This window comes from Psychrobacter sp. H25, from assembly GCF_059076335.1.
Genome location: NZ_JCACRV010000001.1, coordinates 722,082 through 743,212 on the forward strand (window position 1 = coordinate 722,082; position 21,131 = coordinate 743,212).

The following is a 21,131-nucleotide window of genomic DNA, read 5'->3' on the forward strand; positions in this document are numbered from 1 at the left end:
CCTATGATTGGTACAGATGACATGCAAGTATTACTAACTTATGGTGATATCGCTCTTGCCAGCGGTCTAATTATTATCGTGCTTTTGGTGTCATGGCAGCTGCGCTTAAAACTGACAAAGACACTCTTAATCGCGGCTGTCCGTACCATCGTGCAGTTGAGCTTTATTGGTCTGATCCTGGCGTGGATTTTTGCACGTGAACAATGGTATGAAGTTTTGCTGATTTTGACCATCATGACGCTTATTGCCGGCAGTGCTGCAAAAAATCGTGTTAAACGCAGCTATAAGGGTTTACTAACTGACACCTTATTAGCAGTGAGCACCTCGGCTGTGCTCGTTACCGCGATAGCTATTGTGGTTATTTTAGGGGTTCAGCCTTGGTATACACCGCAATTCATCATTCCTGTACTAGGTTTGATACTGGGCAATTCTTTGACGGCTATCTCGTTGACCAGCAACCAGTTGATTGAAGCTTTTCACGAGCAGCAAGGGCGTATTGAGATGATGCTCAGCCTTTCTGCGAAGCCATTTGAGGCAGTACATGAACAGATACGCGCAGCAATAACCAATGGTATGACCCCAACACTGAATTCTATGCTAGTCGTCGGTATTGTCAGCTTGCCAGGTATGATGACCGGTCAGATACTGGCAGGTGCTGATCCTACACAGGCTGTTCGCTATCAGATTGTCACTATGTTTTTGATCTGTGCAAGTAGCACGCTTGGTTGTACTATCAGTGCTTTATTGATTTATCGACGCTTTTTTAATAAGCGCAAGCAATTTATGCTCCCCCAGTAGCTTCCTCTTTCTCTCCTCTCTATGAATTAACGATCAGACTTCACCGCTCTAAAGCGTTTATAATATCGTCGAGTAGTACTGGCTCCGTGACAAATCTCATCGTGAGGCCGATTTATAGAATAGTCACTTCCTATTCGCACATCCATTGTGATAAAAAAGCACCTCTCATATCTGCCAGATACTTGTACGTCATATATTTTTCAGTTTTTTTAGCTTTATGTATAGACTGCTCAGTTTTGCTTTCTGTTGTTGTTTTCAACGCTATTCATGCTAATGTATTGCTTAAATGTATCGTTTTTTTGATACCTGAGTTGCAAAGAGCAGATAATACTTACCTGAAATATCTATAATTTCTCTTAGGTGATTATCTACTCGTTCAACGTTACTTAATTAATTAGCCAATTGCTTTGGTAATTAAGAAGCATTGAACAACAGCAACACAAGTGAGTAGCCAGTCGATAGACAAGGACGTTGTCGAACACAGCAGAAGATAAAGTAGGTTACTGCTGTTTTGTTATATTTACGTGCAGATGGCTGCTTTCTTACAACACTTTAACCCATCCTAAATTGCAAGGACGCTGACCATGATGCCGAACAAACCTTGGCTTTCTCAATATCCCGCAGGTGTACCAAAAACTATTGATCCTGATAGATACAGTAGCATTATGGAGCTGTACGAAGAGTGTTTTGACCGGTTTCGCGGTCATCCGATGAGCATCTGCATGGGTGTGACCCATACCTATAATGACGTCGACAAAGCATCACTGGCAGTAGCAGCATGGCTACAAGAGCAAGGTTTACCCAAAGGTAGTGTCGTGGCACTTATGATGCCAAACGTACCCCAATACTTACCCACAATGATCGGTATCCTGCGTGCAGGTTACATTTGCACCCCTGTCAACCCGCTATATACTGGAAGAGAGCTACGACATCAGCTTAATGACTCTGGTGCACAAGCAATATTTGTGGTCGATAACTTTGCTCAGGCGCTTGAGCAAGTCATTGAAGAGACCTCTATCAAACGTATTATCTTATCGAAAATGGGCGATATGATGGGACTAAAGGGTATTTTAGTGAATACCATTATCCGTCAGGTCAAACGCTTAGTTCCTAAGTACAACCTCAACGACCCTAAATATCATGTCACCAAATTTCCTGACGTATTGAAGAAAGGTAAAAACCTACCTTTCCAGCAGCCAAAAATGTCGTTAGACCAAAAAGCATTCTTACAATATACAGGTGGTACCACAGGGCTTTCTAAAGGTGCTATTTTATCGCAGCGCAATGTTGTGGCAGCGGCAATGCAATCAGAAGCATGGACACGACCTATCACCTCGGAGATCAATGAGGTATATATTAATATGGTTATGGCGCTACCGCTGTATCATATTTTTGCTTTTATGCTTAGTCTACTGGGTATGCGCTCAGGTTATACCTTCGTATTGGTACCCAATCCGCGTGATATTCCTGGGTTTGTCAAAACCTTATCAAAACAACCGTTTCATATCTTCCCCGCCGTCAACACTCTCTTTAAAGGGCTATTAGATAATCCAAACTTTAAAGACTTAAACTTTAGCTCGCTTCGTATTTCACAGGCTGGCGGCATGGCTGCAACCGAGCAAACTGCCAAACGTTGGCTAGAGGTGACTGGCTGCGCAATGATTGAAGGTTGGGGTATGACGGAAGGTGTCGCCGTCGGTACAGCGAACGTGATTACAAACCGTGAGTTTAATGGCACCATTGGCGTGCCTGCCCCTGGCGTAGATGTCATTATTATCGACGAAGAAGGCAATCAGGTAAAACTGAACGAAGGCGGCGAATTATGTATCAAAGGGCCTAATGTAACTTCTGGATATCTAAACCGAGACAGTAGTGGTGATTTTACTAGTGACGGTTACTTCCGTACTGGAGACATCGTTAGTATGGATGATAAGGGCTATATCAAACTATTAGATCGTAAAAAGGACATGATCTTGGTATCAGGATTTAATGTGTTCCCAAATGAGATCGAATCTGTCATGCTCGACTGTGATGGTATCCTTGACTGTGCAGTAATCGGTATTCCTGATAGCCATCAGGGTGAGGCTGTCAAAATATACGTGGTTCCTGAAGACAACAATGTGACTAAAGAAATTATCAAAGATTTTGCACTAGACAACCTAACTGGCTATAAATGTCCGCGTCATATTGAGTTTGTCAGCGAATTGCCGAAAAGTAATGTCGGTAAAGTACTACGTCAAAAACTACGTGAAAAACATAATGCTGAGCACCCTCAGCTATAAGTGGTCTATATTGATCCCGAACATCATGTCATATTAATTCATGATTTCAGAAAAAAAGCCTCACATTAAATGCGGGGCTTTTTTCGTAGTGATTTTTTATATACAAGAACTTATAATGCTGTAACAGCTCTACGATGCTGTTGATTTCTGGCTCGTATTAATTTTTAGGCTTTCAGATCTCAACAATAATTTTATCCATTCAAAATAACCACTTATCTTCTTTAGCTTGCAACATATTTTTTTTGTTATATCAAACTCAAATATAAACTATTAAGTTCTTGTATAGCAATAACAAAATTAGTTGTAGTTGTGTTAATGTAATGCCGCAATGTGTCACTATGCTTTCTATCGATTTAATTTGATTCTAAGCTAAAAACAGGACAAATTATTGCTACCGCTCTAAATGAATGTTTTGATTGTAGAATCAGTAACCAGTCGTTTAATCTACTCAGATGTCTGTTGTTCGAACGGCTTACTCTTAGTAGTTAAATAAAACTTTATAAAGGCCTCTGTACGTTAGCAGTATGTGAAAACAAAGGATAGCACTCGACAATGCACTGCTTATAAGGCAGTGACTTATATTGTTGACATGGATGTGACTACTTCTCTATAGAACCTTAGCTTATTTTAATTTAAGGACGCTTGGCATGACAGTAGATAAACCTTGGCTTGCTCAATACCCAGACAATGTACCCAAGACCATTAATCCTGACCAATATGAAAGCCTCATAGAGCTATATGAAGAGTGCTTTAACCGTTTTCGTATGCATCCTATGACTATTTGTATGGGTGTTACTCATACTTATGGTGACGTTGATAAGGCATCACTTGCAGTGGCGGCATGGTTACAAGCTCAAGGCTTACCTAAAGGCAGCGTCGTGGCACTCATGATGCCAAACGTCCCACAATATTTACCAATCATGATTGGTATCTTACGCGCAGGTTACGTCTGTACCCCGATCAACCCACTATATACTGGCCGTGAGCTGCGTCATCAATTAAACGACTCTGGTGCTCAAGTTATTTTTGTCGTTGACAACTTCGCTCAAGCGCTAGAGCAAGTCATTGAAGAGACTAATATCAAGCGTATTGTCCTCTCAAAAATGGGCGATATGATGGGCTTGAAAGGTATTTTGGTAAATACCGTTATCCGTCAGGTGAAACGCTTAGTACCTAAATACAACCTTAACGATCCTAAGTACCATGTTACCAAATTTCCTGAAGTGCTTAAGAAAGGTAAGAACCTCCCTATTCAAGCACCTAAAGCCACCATGCAGCAGAAAGCTATTTTGCAATATACTGGTGGAACAACAGGGTTATCTAAAGGTGCCGTGCTGACTCAGCGTAACGTCGTCGCTGCTGCTATGCAATCAGAAGCATGGTATCGTCCTGTTACCTCGGATATCAACGAGGTATATATCAATATGGTAATGGCATTGCCGCTATATCATATTTTTGCATTCATGCTTAGCTTGCTTGGTATGCGTTCAGGTTATACCTTTGTGCTGATACCTAACCCACGTGATATGCCAGGGTTTATCAAAACCTTGTCAAAACAACCGTTCCATATTTTCCCTGCTGTAAACACTTTGTTTAAAGGTTTACTTGATCAGCCAAATTTCAAAGATTTGGACTTTAGCTCATTGCGTATCACGCAAGCCGGTGGTATGGCGGCAACCGAGCAAACAGCAGCCCGTTGGTTAGAGGTGACTGGTTGCCCTATGGTCGAGGGCTGGGGTATGACAGAAGGGGTTGCTGGCGGTACCGCCAACGTCATTACTGATCGTAAGTTCAACGGTACAATCGGCATACCAGTTCCTAGTGTCGATATCATCGTCGTCGACGAAAATGGTGAACGTGTCGCCATGCATGAGGCAGGTGAGATGTGCATCAAAGGCCCAAACGTCATGTCAGGCTATTTCAATCGAGACAATACCAATGATTTCACAAGCGATGGTTACTTCCGTACTGGCGATATTGTGAGCATGGATGAAAAAGGCTACTTCACTTTACTAGACCGTAAAAAAGATATGATTTTGGTGTCAGGATTCAATGTATTTCCAAATGAGATTGAAGCGGTCATGCTTGATTATGATGGTATTCTTGACTGTGCCGTGATTGGTATTCCTGATGAAAACCAGGGTGAAGCCGTCAAAATCTATATCATACCTGCAGACAATAATGTCACTAAAGAGGACATTAAAGAGTTTGCATTGGATAATTTGACCGGTTACAAATGCCCGCGTCATATTGAGTTTGTCAGTGAACTACCAAAAAGCAATGTGGGTAAAGTACTACGTCAAAAGCTGCGTGAGCAGCATATTGCAGACAACCCACAAACACTATAGTACTCATACTATGATTTTTGGATAAGTACAAAACAGCCCACTATCATAATAGTGGGCTGTTTTGTTTGTCATATCTAGTATTTTGTCATTTTTCTCTACTAGCTTAATTTACTCATTACTTGCAATGGCAAATGTTTCATCGCATGACTGACCATTGACCACGGTAGACTTGGTACACAGGCTTCATCTACTTCCGCTTCAATCGCTGCCACAATCGCTTTGGTACCAGTATCTGCATCGACCTCGAATGGCAATGGCTTGGAGCCCTCGTTGATCTCTGTACGGATATACCCTGGATAGATAGTAGATACTTTGATGGGCAATTTAGTCAATAGCATATCCGCGCGAATACCTTCTGCTAAGTGAGCCAAGCCAGCCTTGCTCGCGCCATAGGTAGTTAGATGTCTAGGCAGTCCGCGCATGGCTGACATACTTGATATCACTACTAAGTGTCCACTGTTTTGGGCACGAAAGATGCTCATTGCCGCTTCACATTGTGCCAATGCTGCCACAAAGTTGATATCTGCGGTACGGCGATTGGTCTCAAAATGCCCTTGACCAATTCGGCGACTGTCACCAATGCCAGCATTGACTACTACGCGCTCAATACTACCGAAGTCCTCTGTAAAAGCCGCAAATACTTGGAAAATCGCATCATAGTCACTGACATCTAAAGCACGATACTCAATACGGATATCAGGGTATTGCGCCGTTAGCTCTGACTTTAGCTGCTCTAAACGATCCGTACGGCGCGCACATATTGCCAGGTTATACCCTAATTTGGCAAAAAGTCTCGCCATCCCCTCGCCTAAACCTGAGCTTGCCCCTGTGATAAGTACCGTTTTACCCTTGCCTACTTGCTGCCTGTTCAGACCTTTTAAGTAACGTGCAGGTTGAACTGCACCGACTAACTGGTTTTTACTATTGCGGGCACTTTTGGCAACCAAATTTATCAATTTATTTTGCATATACAGTCCTTTGAATATCAGTAATGAATAGCGTTAACGTCATGTCCGCTTGTATCAGTGCATCTTATCAGCACAGACGGTGTACTTCACGCACAAACAATGTACTTCATTTAGGTATACACAACATTGTATCACTAACAAGTTTATCGCCATGTCACAAACGGCTTGCCTTCAGAGAATAAATGGCTATATTCATTTAAAGACAGCAAGCGAGTACTCTGTTTTTTTAGAGTGATCGATGTCACACCTGTATTAACCAAGCTTTTATTCAACTGGTAGGCTGTCTGGCTACCTTGACGTAACAACTGCGCAGTGATTGCAGCAATAACACCGCCTGACGTAAATACAAGTACTGTACTGTCCTGATCTAAGCTCATATTTGCTATTTTTGTACGTACTTGCTCAAGCGCTTGCTGCGCACGCTCACTAAACTGTGGCCAACTTTCAACATAATCTTGATCATTGTTACCACCGTGCCAGCGCTGCATTGCCTGATCGAATAATTCTGCCAGTCGCGTGGCTGGTGATTCCGCTTTAGCAATTTCAGCTGAGATATCGGCTCGATTACTGAGTCCGTCAGTTGACTTAATAAAGACGTCCTTGTGATTAAACTCATCGAGTTGTGGCACGATATAGCTATTGGGCTGATCAAAATCGATTGCTGGCATCGTAGGTTTGCCATCGCCATTATTGGTACAAACAAAGGGCTGATAGCCCTCCCAAAAATGGCGTGCTGAATCTTGCTGGCGAACCAAATTACCAGTGAATATTGCATCTATACGGCGCTGCGTTGCAGCGTAGTGCTGACCTAGCATTTTTGCTTGAATACTACCTAACTCTGAGAGTTGATCGTAGTTTTCTTGACCGAAAGAAGCCTGGCCGTGACGGGCTAAAAGTATGGTTGTCATAACTTACTACCTTTTATCATATTTACCAAAGTACAGTTTATTCAGGAGTGTGAGATGATTTTGCAAAATACCCCTTTGGTAAAATACTTTTAACAACCTTCTGTACAGGGCTTGGCAGCTGCTCGATGGTAGCAGCGTCTACCCCTCTGTCTTCTAAATGCGGCTGAACGTGTGTATTGAACAGCGCTTCGCCTTCATATTGCGCAATCAGTTTGAGACATTTGGCGTGCATGACGTGTATAGCAAGCCATGCATTTTTGAATGCTGGATTGGTGGTTTGTTTGTGATAGTAGCGATAGTAGATTTGCTGAATAATACCTGATAGACGGAATAGACCGAATACTTCATAAAAGGTCCAGTTATCTATCTTGAGTCCAGATTTTTCTAGATAATAAGCAACTACTTCATCACGCGTCATCATGCCTTCTAAGTGAGTTGGCTGGCGACGGAACTGCTGCATAACAATATTGTCATCTTCTTCAATCCAGTAGGCCAATGCACTACCCAAATCCATTAATGGATCGCCAAGGGTTGCCATCTCCCAATCAAGTACACCAATCACCTTGGTCGGCTCATCCGCATCGAGTATGACATTGTCAAAACGCCAGTCATTGTGAATAATGCACGTTTTGCTATCCGCAGGTGTGTGTTTTTTAAGCCACTGTCTGACCAATGCAAAGCTCGGTACGTTAGGTGTTTTTGCTTTGACGTAACGTTTATCCCAGCCACTAATTTGGCGCTCGCAATAACCATCACCGCGTCCTAAATCGACCAAATCAGGATGCTCTGTATAGTCTATCTGGTGTAGCTCTACCAACGCATCTAAAACATTGGTACAAAGCAGACGAGTTTGGGCAGGATCCAGCTCAACGCCTTTTGGTAAGTTGGCTCGAGGAATGATACCTTCCATACGCTCCATCACATAGAAATCAGCACCAATGACAGCTTCATCAGTGCATAATGCAACCATTTCAGGTACATAAGGATAAGCGTCTTTCAATGCCTTTTGAACTGTATGCTCACGTACCATATCATGAGCAGATTTTGCTTTGGTACCTTTTGGTGGACGGCGTAAGATAAGATCCTGGTTTTTACCTTCACCTTCATATTGTAATCGATACGTCCAGTTTGACGCTCCGCCAGAGAACTGAGTAACTTTAGGCTCGCCTACGACATCGACACCCTGACTGCGAAGCCATTCGCTCGCTGCTGTAGCATCAAGCTCTTCACCTTCACGTACGGCACCGCCTTTATCAAGTACTTTACTATCAGTTGCCATGAGACATTCCTTATCGTGTGATCATGTATTTTTATAGCCAGTAGTCAACTATTTAATAGCAATGAGCTACTGTTAGTGATGAAAAATTCACTACTAAATCGTTAATAGTGAATTTTCAATTTTTTTATTTTCGGCAATAGTGGTATGAGCAACTTTAGGTTTACTCACACCTATTGATGAGTCTTAAGCTTTGTCAGATTTAGAACGACTAAAACCTTGACGCTTTAGCTCTAGCTTGGCGATCATCGTTTGGTGTACTTCATCAGGGCCATCTGCGAGGCGTAATACACGAGCTTGGGCATAGAACCCTGGTAGCATCGTGTCTTGACATACACCCATGCCGCCATGAATTTGAATCGCCATGTCGACCACTTCTTGTAGTACAGTTGGCGCGACTACTTTAATAGCAGAGATTTCAGTCAATGCCGCTTTGGTACCTTGGGCGTCCATTTTTTGCGCCGCGTAAAGGGTTAATAAGCGTGCTTGATCAATCTTGATACGGGCATCGCTGATACGCTCAAAGTTGCCGCCCAATTGTAGTAATGGCTTACCAAAAGCGGTACGTGACATACCGCGCTTAACAGCCAATTCTAGTGATTTTTCAGCCGCACCGATACAACGCATGCAATGGTGAATACGACCTGGTCCTAGGCGGCCTTGTGCAATCTCAAAACCTTTACCTGGTCCACCGATAAAGTGACTGACTGGCACACGTACATTCTCAAAGCTAATTTCACCATGACCATGCGGCGCATCATAATCACCGAATACTTTGAGCATGCGCTTGATCTTAACACCCGCAGTATTGACTGGAACTAATACCATCGAATGCTGATGATGGCGACCGGCAGTTTCGTCAGCGGTATATGCCATAACAATCAAGATATCAACTGCAGGATCACCAAGACCCGATGACCACCATTTACTACCGTTGATAACGATTTCATCACCATCAACCACAGCAGTGGCTTGCATATTGGTGGCATCACTTGACGCCACATCAGGCTCAGTCATACAAAAGACAGAACGTGTCTCACCTTCTAACAACGGCGTGAGCCATTTGTCTTGCTGCTCTTGTGTACCATAACGCCATAGTAGCTCCATGTTACCGCTATCAGGCGCATTGCAGTTAAATACATGTGGCGCAAGCAAACTACGACCAGTCAGCTCTGCAATAGGCGCATAATCAGTAACCGAAAGACCTGCACCTAAAGTATCATCTGGCAAGAACAGGTTCCACAATCCTTCCTCACGCGCTTGTTTGCGTAAGTTTTCATAGGCTTCTGGCCATTCCCAGTTCTCCCAGTTACCGTCAGGGTTTTTCTTATGACACTCTTCCCAGAACTGGGCTTCGATGGGTTCAATATGCGTTTCAATGAACGCTTTGACTTTGGCATGCATGGCTTGACCATGTTCTGTTGCGGTAAACATTAAATTGTCGTTAGACATAAATGACTTCCTTTTCTTTATTGATTGTCTAAATCGAGTTTTGATAAAAAGCGCTGTTAGACCTTTAGCGCAAGCTTTAGTGTACGGACGTATACTGTTTTTAGTATGCTACATTTATAACACAGCAATTATGAATAAACAGCAAAAAGGCGCGACCAGCTAGGACACGCCTTTTACAAAATACAAACAATGCGTAGTTAAGAGTAAAGCGACTAAAACACTAACTATTAGACATCATAATGATATCTAACACTATTTTAAGATATTCAGACGACTATTTAACTCAAAACGTGCTAATGCATCCGGTAATTTATCCACTGCAATGCTAAGGGTTGCTTCGGCAGCTTGCGCCAGACCCAGCTTCTCTGCAAGCGTTGGCTTTTGGCGTGAATGCAATGAATACACTTCACTGTTTTCCATACGCTCCAAAATATAGCTATCAGAGGTCTGCAAGCTATCAACGAGGTTGAGCTTCAACGCGTCTTCGCCATACCAGTGCTCACCTGTGGCTACTTTGGCAACATCCAACTCTGGGCGGTAAGCATTAACGAAATGCTTAAATAGCTCGTGCGTCTGCTCTAGCTCTTCTTGATACTTAGCACGATCTTCGGCGTCGTTTTCTCCAAACACAGTCACCGTACGTTTGTAGTCGCCAGCGGTAAACATTTCATAATCGACGTCGTGATTTTTGAGCCATTTGTGGAAATTTGGCAATTGTGATACCACGCCGATTGAGCCAATAATCGCAAATGGTGCGGCCACAACATTGTCTGCCACACACGCCATCATATAGCCACCGCTCGCTGCCACTTTATCAACACATACTGTCAGCTTTAGACCGGCGTCCTTTAAGCGCACCAATTGCGCGGCTGCTAGACCATAACCATGCACCAAACCGCCGCCTGACTCAAGACGTACGATCACTTCATCGCCTTTATTAGCTGTACTGATAAGGGTACTAATTTCTTCACGTAAATGATTGACGGCAGTGGCTTTGATGTCACCGTCAAAGTCAAGTACAAAAACTTGTGACGCAGTGTCAGTATTTTTTTTCTGCTTTTTGCTTTTTGTCTTTAGGGCTTGCTTGGCTTTTTTTGCCATTGCTTTTTTGAATGCTTTAAGCGCGGCTTTGCCCTGGGTCGCTTCCATCAAATCTTCGCGACGCTGTTTTTGGGCTTCATTTAGATGTCTTACTTTTAGCTCAACCGGGTTTTTAGGGGGATGAAATAGCATGATTACAAATCCTCAAGTCAGTAGATATATCAATATAGATGTTTTTATTCAGGTGCGGTTGATATGCGCACGCTTGTTGGTGTTTTCAAGCAAAATGACAATATTTAACCTAATCTAGATATCGCTCAATGAATACAGCCGATACCAGTGCATGGCTGCACTTTGATTGAACTCAGCTGGTTGTATAACAAGGGCATATTAGGCATAATATGCGTTTATATCAAATTTTCTGCAGCCAACGTGATGACCCTTTGTCTTGATCGCGTTGTTTGTGTGTTTTTTTTGCAAATCGCTTGAAACGCACAGCAATGGCTGCATTACTGTATTTCGAATTGGGCTGATAACTGGATAACTATATTATGACGCAAAGCACTATGACGCATAGCGAATACCGAGACGAATATTGCGGAGCCGTAACTGAGAGCTTACTTGAGCAAACCATTAGCATCGTGGGCTGGGTACATCGTCGTCGCGATCACGGTGGTGTGATTTTCTTAGACATGCGTGACCGCGCTGGTATCTTGCAGGTCGTGGTCGACCCTGACACACCAGAAGCTTTCGCAACCGCTGATGCGGTACGTCCTGAATACGTACTAAAAATCACTGGCCGCGTACGTCGTCGTTATGAAGGTACTGAAAATAATAATATGACCAGTGGCCAGATCGAGCTATTGTGCAAAGAAATTGAAGTATTGGCTAAATCTGAAACACCGCCATTCCCATTGAATGACGAAAAAACCACGGTATCAGAAGACTTGCGTCTAAAGTATCGGTATCTTGATATGCGTCGTCCGCAAATGCAAGAGCGTATGGTGTTCCGTGCCAAGGCAACTTCAGCAATTCGTCGCTATTTAGACGATCATGGTTTCTTGGATGTCGAGACGCCTATTTTGACTCGTGCAACGCCTGAAGGTGCGCGTGATTATCTCGTACCATCACGTACGCGTCCTGGTAACTTCTTTGCCCTGCCGCAGTCACCACAGCTATTTAAGCAATTATTAATGGTGTCAGGTTTTGACCGTTATTATCAAATCGCTAAATGCTTCCGTGATGAAGACTTACGTGCTGATCGTCAGCCTGAATTTACTCAGGTGGATATCGAGACGTCTTTCTTAAACGAAGAAGAGATCATGAACATCAACGAAGGTCTGATCAAGCATTTGTTCAAGACCATGATGGACGTTGAGTTTGAGCAGTTCCCTCGCATGACTTATGCTGAAGCAATGCGCGACTATGCATCAGACAAGCCTGATTTACGTATTCCATTGAAACTGGTCGACGTTGCAGACTTGATGAAAGACGTTGATTTTAAGGTATTTGCTGGCCCTGCTAACGATCCTAAAGGTCGCGTTGCTGCCCTACGTATACCTGGCGGTGCTTCATTGAGCCGTAAGCAAATCGATGCTTATACTAAGTTTGTTGGTATCTATGGCGCACGCGGTTTGGCTTATATCAAAGTCAATGATGCAAGTAGCATCAACAATGGCGTAGATAAAGAGTCTGGCCTACAGTCTCCGATCATCAAAAACATGACTGATGATGTGCTTGTTAGTCTAATTGAGCGTACTGCTGCAGAAGATGGCGATATTATCTTCTTTGGTGCAGATAAAGCCAGTGTCGTAAATGACGCAATCGGCGCATTACGCCAAAAAATCGGTCTAGACCTTGAAATGGTAACTTGTGAGTGGGCGCCGCTTTGGGTGACTGACTTCCCAATGTTTGAGGAAACTGACAACGGTCAATGGACATCAATGCATCATCCATTTACTAAGCCTAAAGGCTCAGTTGAAGAGTTGAAAAACAACCCAGAAGCTGCGCTTTCTATCGCTTATGACATGGTATTGAATGGTACAGAAGTTGGCGGTGGTAGCTTGCGTATCAATACTTACGATATGCAGCAAGCTGTCCTTGATGCTTTAGGTATCGGCGAGCAAGAAGCAGAAGACAAATTTGGCTTCTTACTTGATGCATTGAAATTCGGTGCGCCGCCGCATGGTGGCTTGGCTTTCGGTTTGGATCGCTTGATTATGCTTATGGTAGGTGCAGACTCTATCCGTGATGTGATTGCCTTCCCAAAAACCAAAACTGCTGAGTGCCCATTGACCCAAGCACCTGCTGAAGTTGATAGCAAACAGTTACGTGATCTTGGTATCCGTGTGCGTGAAAAAGCACAGGCTGATGCCAACAAACCTGCTCAATAAAACCTTTGATGATGCGTAGTTGCTATCTACCGTGCTTGTTACGTGATTCATTGCCATGTGAGTGGTTATGAATCCGTATCATATTTTCAAATTCGTGCCACTGTCTGTACTGCAGATGCTGGCACGTTTTGTCGCTTGGGTTATCGTTAAGATACCTAATCTAAGTATCATGCGCACCATTCGTATCAATATGGCGCTGATTACTGGTACCTTGTCTGAGCAGCAAAAGCGCGCACTAACTAAAGACATCATCTACCATCAATGTTTGACCAGTATCGAATCTATCAAAAGCTGGGCGATGCCACCTGAATGGAGCATTGCTCAGATTCGTGACGTCCATAATAAAGACATTCTATTAGAAGGGCTTGCCAATCCCAATGGCATGCTTGCCATCGTACCCCATCTTGGTACCTGGGAGATGATGAACGCCTGGCTCAATCAGTTTGGTTCGCCAACTATTATGTATAAGCCTGTAGACGGCAGATTCGCTAATGAGTTTATCCTGCAAGGTCGTGCGCGTCTTAATGCCACGTTGGTACCTACCGATGGTAGCGGCGTAAAAGCCGTCTTTAAAACCCTCAAGCAAGGGGGCTTTAGTATTGTACTGCCAGACCATGTCCCAGATCCCTCAGGCGGCGTTGTCGTGCCCTTCTTTGGTGTCAAAACATTAACCAGCACCCTTGCCTCAAAATTGGCGAGCAAAACCAAATGCGCCTTAGTTGGTCTCGCATGTATTCGTCGTACTGATGGACGCGGTTTTGATATTTACTGCTATCAGCTCGATAATTCTGCTTTATACGACCGTAATGCTGAAGTGGCGACTCATGCGCTCAATCAGGCTATGGAGCACATGATCAACGATCATTGCAGTCATTATATGTGGGGCTACCGACGGTTTAAACGTATACCTAATTTAGGCAACCCTTACCGAAAGGATAAAGCAAAACTAGCAGCTTTTATTCAAGCACATCATGCTACTACTGATCGTTCCAACAATGATCTTAACGGCTCTCAGCGATAGCACCGAGCTTAATAATCGCTAGCAACAACCGTGCTATCATGTAATGATTTAGACATATCATCAATCACAGTTATGCTAGTATTGCCTAACTTTCAAATTCTTTTCTTTTTTATTGATCCTATATCCACCTTATCATTATCTCATCACGAGTGTATTATGACATCTGACGTAACCAAAGCCGTACCTACAGACCCAGCGCAGCGCAGTAGCGGCACTACTGAACAGCGTTATATTATTTGTATGAAATGGGGCGATAAATATGGTCCCGAATACGTCAATCGTCTCTACAACATGGTAAGCCGTCATCTGACACTAGATTTTCAAATGGTTTGTTTGACCGATGACAGTACAGGTATCGATCCTGCGATTGCTTGTTACCCCATACCTGAGATGGATTTGCCTGCAGGTCCTGAACGTGGCTGGAAAAAGCTCACAACCTTTAAGCCTGAGCTGTATGATTTAAAAGGTGTGGCACTATTTTTGGATATTGACATCGTCATTGTTGATAATATCGATGCTTTTTTTACTTATGTAGCAAAGCATGAAGATAGTGTGGTCATCATTCGCGATTGGAAAAAACCATGGCGTATGATTGGTAATAGCTCTGTCTATCGTTTCAATATTGGTATGAACACCTACCCTGATCTATTGGCAAACTTTGAGCGAAATTTTGAGACCATTCGCACTCAAGTACGTCATGAACAGGCCTACCTGTCTAACTACCTGCGTGAGCATCATCATCTAGAGTATTGGGATAAAACATGGTGCGTGAGTTTTAAATACCAATGTATCGCGCCCATTCCGTTTAACTTTGTGCGAGCGCCCACACTACCTGACGATGCAAAGGTTGTTATATTCCATGGCGAGATTAATCCACCAGACGCCATTGCTGGTAGCGGCGGCAAATGGTATCGGCATGTGAAGCCAAGTCCTTGGTTAAAAGAACACTGGCAGTAAACGTTTAGTCATTAAAATATCAAATAATTGAGGTCAACTACTGGAAAATGGTATGGCGTTGTATTTAAGGTTACCGACCACTGCTAGTTTCAATATTGATAACGAGCTCGTCGTTATTAATGCTTTTAATGCTAATGAAGCAGAGCAAAGTTTGCTTGGAAAAGACGTCAATATTATCGCCTCAGGTCCATCAATACAGCAGCTGGTATTGTCAGATTTATCAGACACACCAACTATCTTTGTAAACGGCAGTATCAGCCTTACCGCAGAGCATGATTTCAATGATATCGTCGGCTATGTTATCAGTGATGCCCGCTTTATCAATCATCAACCTGAAATTCTACGGCAGCATTATACGGGGCAACCTTTATACGCGACATTGGCTGTCTTTGAAGCAATGGCAACCACTCACCCGGACATCATGCGCACTTACCATCATGCCATGCGAGTATTGTATCCGGTGGATAGACCGTGGGGGGTTAAGTCAAATAAGCTATCATTCAATAAGCTTATATTTAAGAAAAAACGACTGAATAAAAAAACGCCATTGTCTTACTTTATAAACCATCCAAACTTTGTCATTGCGAGCACTCATAGCGCTGCTGAAATTGGCGTTTCTCTTAATGTCACTCATGGATTTGTCGAGGCAGGTACCGTTGCTTATGTCGCCACCCAACTGGCTTTTTCTCGTCTTGCAGCTACTATTCATCTATACGGTATTGACTTACTCAATAGTGATCAACCGCGTTTTTATGAAAACGATGGCAACAGTGCGCCAAGTACATTGAGTAAAGTTATGAGCGAGCGCATTGTGCCTTCCTTTAACTTACTGGGTAGAGCGTACAGAGCACATGGGGTTACTGTTATCAATCATTCGCCCGTCTCCAAAGACTTATTTAATGGTCTATAATCTTTTTTCTAACTTTCATTACCTAGTAAATTCGATATGAGACCAAATTCCAAATATTGCTGCGCGATATGTTTCGGCAATAGTTGCTCATTTAATGGCACTATATAACGTATAAGATTGTCTACCGCTTGATCGATAAGTATGGCCAATCCTTCAATGTCTCCAACAGCTATCAAGTTTTTAGTTGGTAACAGCTCCCTTGGACCAAAAGGACAGTCGGTACTGATCACGGGTACACCAAGTGCTTGCGCTTCGACAATAACATAGCCAAAACCTTCGAACTTAGAGGTGACTAACATCAATGCCGCTGACGCAATCAGAGGATAAGGATTGGTCTGAAAACCCAAAAACCTAACATGGTTATTAATATTAAGCTCAACTGCTAACGCCTTAATCTCTGTTTCAAGCGTGCCTTTACCCACCAGTACTAGCGGCAGCTTCTGCGCCGTCTGTGCATAGGCCTGTAATAGCTCGCGATGCCCCTTCATAGTGTCAAATGAGGCAACATGAATCATATACTGTTTATGGGTTAAACCAAATGCTTCAATATGTGATGTTTGCGATGATTTGCTTTTGATCCAAGCAGCGTCGCAAGGATTATAGATTGTTGTGGTAGCAGTCACTTCTCCTAAAAGCGAGACTAAGTCTTTACGTGCACCTTCACTGACGCAGCTACAAGGGTGTGCACCATACACCATTTTTAAATGATTAAGAGTCTGTACTGGTGTGTCTAATAACTGATGCTCGAACTGTTTAGATAGCGCTGTATGTAGCACGTTTACGACATTTGGCAATCGGCTATACGTCATGATCCAGTTCAATTTATAAATGTTAACCAAGGTTAGATTTGGTGTTCCTATTTGACTAAGCACATAATCGTCAATACGCGTCGCAACTTTCTTATAAGCCTGTGCCTGTTTGGAACCTGGATCAAGATTTTGCTCAATGAACACTTCATCGTATGGTACGACATGATAGTGAATACCAGTATCTAACGGCATATCCTGAGTCCCTTCCAGACATAGTATATGTACGTTATAGCCCATCTGTACATAAGTACTCGCTAGCGTAGTAACCATACGCTCAGCACCGCGACCTTCAAGCGCTTTTAGAATAAATAAAATAACGGGTGGCATGCGTGTCTCAGCTTAGCTTGGTAAGCGTATTAGTATGATTGATTGACCAAATAAGTGTATCAATAGCCATATTTATTGCAGCATTCTGGCTTTATATGCTAGTCTCATCTACCTTTATCCTCCTGATTTTAATTAATTAAGTATAGGCGTAACTGGTCTGCCTGCCCATAGCAAACTTGTGATAAACATTGTTCTTATAAATTGATGAAGCCTTGGTAACACTGATATCAGTAAATATCGTAGCTGAGCTAACGTCACTACTAAAAATAATAGCATTTTGATAAAATGTATTCCCAAAAGGTAGGATCTATTATGAAGCAGTTTAATGAAAAAGTAGTAGACGTTGTCATCGCTTGGGTGGATGGCGCAGATCCTATCCTCAAACAAAAAAGAGAGCATTATAAGTTAGGTAAGGCAGTAGCGTCAGATGCGACATCTGCGACGCGTTTCGCAAGCGACGATGAGATATATTATAATATTGCCTCTATCATCAAATACATGCCTTTTTGCCGTCATATCTATATTGTCACCGATGAACAGAAACCTGCATTTATCGATGAGTTTGCCAAGCAGAATATCTGCTCGACAGATAAAATACGTATCGTCGATCATAAAGAAATATTTTCAGGTTATGAGCAGTTTTTGCCTACGTTTAATACTCGGTCAATTGAGACAATGATATGGAATATCGAAGGGCTATCTGACTATTTTATTTATATGAACGATGATTTCTTTTTTAATCAGCCTGTGACGATAGATGACTTCTTAGATGGTAACCACCTGATCATTCACGGTCAGTGGCGCAATAATGCTGTTTTGAGCGCTAAGCTTAATTTCCGAAAATCTCGCTTGAAATTATTTGGTACCCCCGTTCAACCACGCCATACTATAGCCCAAATGTTAAGTGCTAAAATATTAGGTATGGATCAATTTTTTGAGATACACCACTACCCTCATATTGTTGATAGAAATATTTTAAAAGCTCACCTGTTAAATAACCCTAAACTGCTAGAAGAACAGATAAAATATAAATTCAGGGATGTTGCACAGGTCAATCCTATAACCCTGATGAATCATCTGAAAATTCAAAAGAGTGAAGTACATTTAAAATCTGATACCTCTGTCAATTATCTAAAAAATGAGAGTAGCGTAGAAGATTTTGTTCTTGCATTAGAAGACAAAACCATCAAATATGGTTGCATTCAAAGCTTGGACCTACTCAAGCCAGATTTGCACAATAAAATCAGCCAAGCCATGACACATAAACTCGCAGCTTATCTACCTACGTCTGTGGTAGCAAGCATTAATGAATAAGTCTAAAGCAGGTTAGCTCAAGCTTGAGCAGCTACCAATCTTAAACAACTATAAGAACTAGCCAATTTTGGTTTGAACCAATAAAAGCATAAACATTACTTGGATATATTATGAAAATAACAGTCGTAGGTACAGGCTACGTAGGTTTATCAAATGCAATGCTACTGGCACAGCACAATGAAGTTATCGCTGTCGATGTGGTTGCTGAAAAGATAGAGATGTTAAATACCAAGCAATCTCCTATTGAAGATGAAGATATTGAAGACTTTTTATCGCATAAAAACCTCAACTTTTCTGCGACGCTGGATGCCAGTACAGCTTACAAAGATGCTGACTTTATCATCGTTGCCACACCAACTGATTATGATACTAAGACCAACTATTTCAATACCTCCACAGTAGAAGCGGTCATTGAACAAGTACTCTTAGTCAACCAGCAAGCGACTATTATCATAAAGTCTACAGTACCAGTGGGTTATACAGCAAGTATCAGAGAACGTTACGCGACTGATCGCATTATTTTTTCACCTGAATTTTTGCGCGAAGGTAAAGCACTACATGACAACCTTTACCCTTCTCGAATCATTGTAGGTGCACAGTCTGAGCAGGCTCACGTGTTTGCCAACTTATTGCTTAAAGGCGCAATCAAAAAGGACGTACCGCTATTATTTGTAGAATCTACCGAAGCTGAAGCGATTAAGTTATTTTCTAATACCTATCTAGCGATGCGCGTGGCTTATTTTAATGAGCTTGACACTTATGCTCAAACCTTTGGACTTGACACCAAACAAATCATCGAAGGTATCGGCTTAGACCCACGCATTGGTGATCATTATAATAATCCTTCATTTGGCTATGGCGGTTACTGTCTCCCCAAAGATACCAAGCAGCTACTGGCAAATTACGATGAAGTACCAAGCAACCTGATAAAGGCTATTGTCGATTCTAATAGAACTCGCAAAGATTTTATTGCTGATAAAGTTATCGAAAGACAGCCAAAGATCGTAGGCATACATCGCTTAGTAATGAAAAGCGGGTCAGATAATTTTAGAGCGTCTGCGATCCAAGGTATCATGAAGCGTATCAAAGCAAAGGGGATTGAAGTCGTTGTCTATGAACCTGTGTTGAAAGAAGATAATTTCTTTAACTCGCGGGTTATTAAGGACTTAGAAACCTTTAAATCAATGAGTGATGTGATTGTCGCCAACCGCTTATCTGATGAGATAAAAGATGTGGCGGACAAAGTATTTACTAGAGATCTATTTGGGAACGATTAATGAAAATTTTGGTCACTGGTGCGGCGGGCTTTATTGGTTTCCACTTAATCAAAGCATTATTGGAAATGGGCGTATCTGATAGCGAATATTGTATTATTGGTATCGATAATATCAATGACTATTATGATGTAGATTTAAAAAAAGAGCGTTTAAGAATATTAGGTGAGATAGCATCGCCAGACACATTTACGTTCATCAAGTTAGACCTTGCTGATCGCGAAGCCATGTCTGAGCTTTTTGCCACCCATCAATTCGATACCGTTGTTAATCTGGGCGCTCAAGCAGGCGTACGCTACTCTATCGAAAACCCAAATGCCTATATCGACTCAAACGTGGTTGGATTCGTCAATATATTAGAAGGGTGCCGTCACCACGATATCAAGCACTTGATTTATGCAAGCTCGAGCTCTGTTTATGGTATGAATATCAAACAACCATTTACCACCGCTGACTGCGTTGACTTTCCTATCAGCTTGTATGCGGCTACGAAAAAATCAAACGAGCTGATGGCACATAGCTATAGTCATTTATACAATATCCCTACCACAGGTCTGCGCTTTTTTACGGTTTACGGCCCTTATGGTCGACCAGATATGGCATATTTTTCTTTTACTAAGAAAATTTTGGCGGGCGAACCCATCAACGTCTTCAATAATGGTGTTATGCAACGTGACTTTACGTATATTGATGATATCGTCAACGGCATTATTCGTACAATCAACAAAGCGCCCTCTCCTCAGTGTTCTACTATCACAACAGCAACCGCCCCCTACAAGATTTATAATATTGGTAACAATCAGCCAGTCACGCTGCGGCGTTTCATTACTGCTATCGAAGACGCATGTGGTAAAAAAGCGCAGGAAAACTTATTACCCATGCAAGCAGGTGATGTGCCTATTACCTATGCTGATATAGATGAGTTAGTAGAGGATATCGGCTTTAAACCTGAGACTAGTATCGAAGAGGGTATTAAACAATTTGTCGATTGGTATCAACGATATTATTCAGTTTAGATAAGCAGTGATAATCTTTAAGACTTATATTATAGAG

Annotated in this window: 16 protein-coding genes; 10 read left to right on the forward strand and 6 right to left on the reverse strand. The window is 42.4% G+C overall.

The genetic code is table 11. From position 1 onward, the window contains the following. Positions 1–3: 3 nt before the first annotated feature. From AC5JPO_RS02830 to AC5JPO_RS02840, 3 genes are all read left to right on the forward strand, one after another. Positions 4–798, forward strand: a complete 795-nt coding sequence (locus tag AC5JPO_RS02830; protein WP_493851744.1) for an ABC transporter permease — start codon at positions 4–6, stop codon at positions 796–798. A gap of 584 nt (positions 799–1,382) precedes the next feature. Further along, a complete protein-coding gene (locus AC5JPO_RS02835; RefSeq protein WP_319050376.1) occupies positions 1,383–3,080 on the forward strand; it encodes an AMP-binding protein in 1,698 nt (565 codons plus the stop codon). Positions 3,081–3,727: 647 nt separating this feature from the next. Next, complete coding sequence (locus tag AC5JPO_RS02840) at positions 3,728–5,428, forward strand: AMP-binding protein (protein WP_493851743.1); 1,701 nt, start codon at positions 3,728–3,730, stop codon at positions 5,426–5,428. 98 nt (positions 5,429–5,526) lie between these two features. Here AC5JPO_RS02840 and AC5JPO_RS02845 read toward each other — a convergent pair whose 3' ends face one another. The 5 genes from AC5JPO_RS02845 to sohB form a co-directional block, all read right to left on the reverse strand. Further along, a complete protein-coding gene (locus AC5JPO_RS02845) occupies positions 5,527–6,396 on the reverse strand; it encodes an SDR family oxidoreductase (RefSeq protein ID WP_319050374.1) in 870 nt (289 codons plus the stop codon). A 143-nt stretch (positions 6,397–6,539) separates the two neighbouring features. Then, the gene (locus AC5JPO_RS02850) at positions 6,540–7,304 is read right to left on the reverse strand and encodes a histidine phosphatase family protein (protein ID WP_493851742.1); all 765 of its coding nucleotides are present in this window, start codon (positions 7,302–7,304) and stop codon (positions 6,540–6,542) included. A 37-nt stretch (positions 7,305–7,341) separates the two neighbouring features. Then, positions 7,342–8,583, reverse strand: a complete 1,242-nt coding sequence (locus AC5JPO_RS02855; protein ID WP_493853216.1) for a phosphotransferase family protein — start codon at positions 8,581–8,583, stop codon at positions 7,342–7,344. 183 nt (positions 8,584–8,766) lie between these two features. Continuing rightward, positions 8,767–10,014 (reverse strand): acyl-CoA dehydrogenase family protein, encoded by a 1,248-nt coding sequence (locus tag AC5JPO_RS02860; RefSeq protein ID WP_493854005.1) that lies wholly within the window; start codon positions 10,012–10,014, stop codon positions 8,767–8,769. A gap of 270 nt (positions 10,015–10,284) precedes the next feature. Next, complete coding sequence (gene sohB / locus AC5JPO_RS02865) at positions 10,285–11,265, reverse strand: protease SohB (RefSeq protein WP_493843279.1); 981 nt, start codon at positions 11,263–11,265, stop codon at positions 10,285–10,287. Positions 11,266–11,639: 374 nt separating this feature from the next. On the opposite strand from sohB, the gene aspS reads away from it, so the two are divergent. The 4 genes from aspS (at position 11,640) to AC5JPO_RS02885 (ending at position 16,354) form a co-directional block, all read left to right on the forward strand. Next, positions 11,640–13,466, forward strand: coding sequence for an aspartate--tRNA ligase (gene aspS, locus AC5JPO_RS02870; protein ID WP_493852705.1), 1,827 nt, complete (start codon positions 11,640–11,642; stop codon positions 13,464–13,466). 67 nt (positions 13,467–13,533) lie between these two features. Then, positions 13,534–14,487 carry a lysophospholipid acyltransferase family protein gene (locus AC5JPO_RS02875; RefSeq protein WP_493851740.1) on the forward strand — a complete coding sequence of 318 codons (954 nt, stop codon included), beginning with the start codon at positions 13,534–13,536 and terminating at the stop codon, positions 14,485–14,487. A 156-nt stretch (positions 14,488–14,643) separates the two neighbouring features. Further along, the gene (locus tag AC5JPO_RS02880; RefSeq protein WP_493851739.1) at positions 14,644–15,444 is read left to right on the forward strand and encodes a glycosyltransferase; all 801 of its coding nucleotides are present in this window, start codon (positions 14,644–14,646) and stop codon (positions 15,442–15,444) included. Between the two features lie 52 nt (positions 15,445–15,496). Next, positions 15,497–16,354, forward strand: coding sequence for a WaaZ-like lipopolysaccharide core biosynthesis protein (locus AC5JPO_RS02885; RefSeq protein WP_493851738.1), 858 nt, complete (start codon positions 15,497–15,499; stop codon positions 16,352–16,354). Positions 16,355–16,362: 8 nt separating this feature from the next. On the opposite strand, the gene AC5JPO_RS02890 is transcribed toward AC5JPO_RS02885, so the two are convergent. Beyond that, the gene (locus AC5JPO_RS02890) at positions 16,363–17,490 is read right to left on the reverse strand and encodes a glycosyltransferase (protein WP_493851737.1); all 1,128 of its coding nucleotides are present in this window, start codon (positions 17,488–17,490) and stop codon (positions 16,363–16,365) included. 312 nt (positions 17,491–17,802) lie between these two features. Here AC5JPO_RS02890 and AC5JPO_RS02895 point away from each other — a divergent pair, with 312 nt between their 5' ends. From AC5JPO_RS02895 to AC5JPO_RS02905, 3 genes are all read left to right on the forward strand, one after another. Then, entirely contained in the window at positions 17,803–18,804 is a 1,002-nt protein-coding gene (locus AC5JPO_RS02895) for a capsular polysaccharide biosynthesis protein (protein ID WP_493851736.1), read from the forward strand. A 110-nt stretch (positions 18,805–18,914) separates the two neighbouring features. Continuing rightward, positions 18,915–20,081, forward strand: a complete 1,167-nt coding sequence (locus AC5JPO_RS02900; protein ID WP_493851735.1) for a nucleotide sugar dehydrogenase — start codon at positions 18,915–18,917, stop codon at positions 20,079–20,081. After that, positions 20,081–21,094: an NAD-dependent epimerase gene (locus AC5JPO_RS02905; protein ID WP_493851734.1), complete on the forward strand. Its 1,014-nt coding sequence runs from the start codon at positions 20,081–20,083 to the stop codon at positions 21,092–21,094. The genes AC5JPO_RS02900 and AC5JPO_RS02905 overlap by 1 nt, the downstream gene beginning before the upstream one ends. The last annotated feature ends 37 nt before the right edge of the window (positions 21,095–21,131 follow it).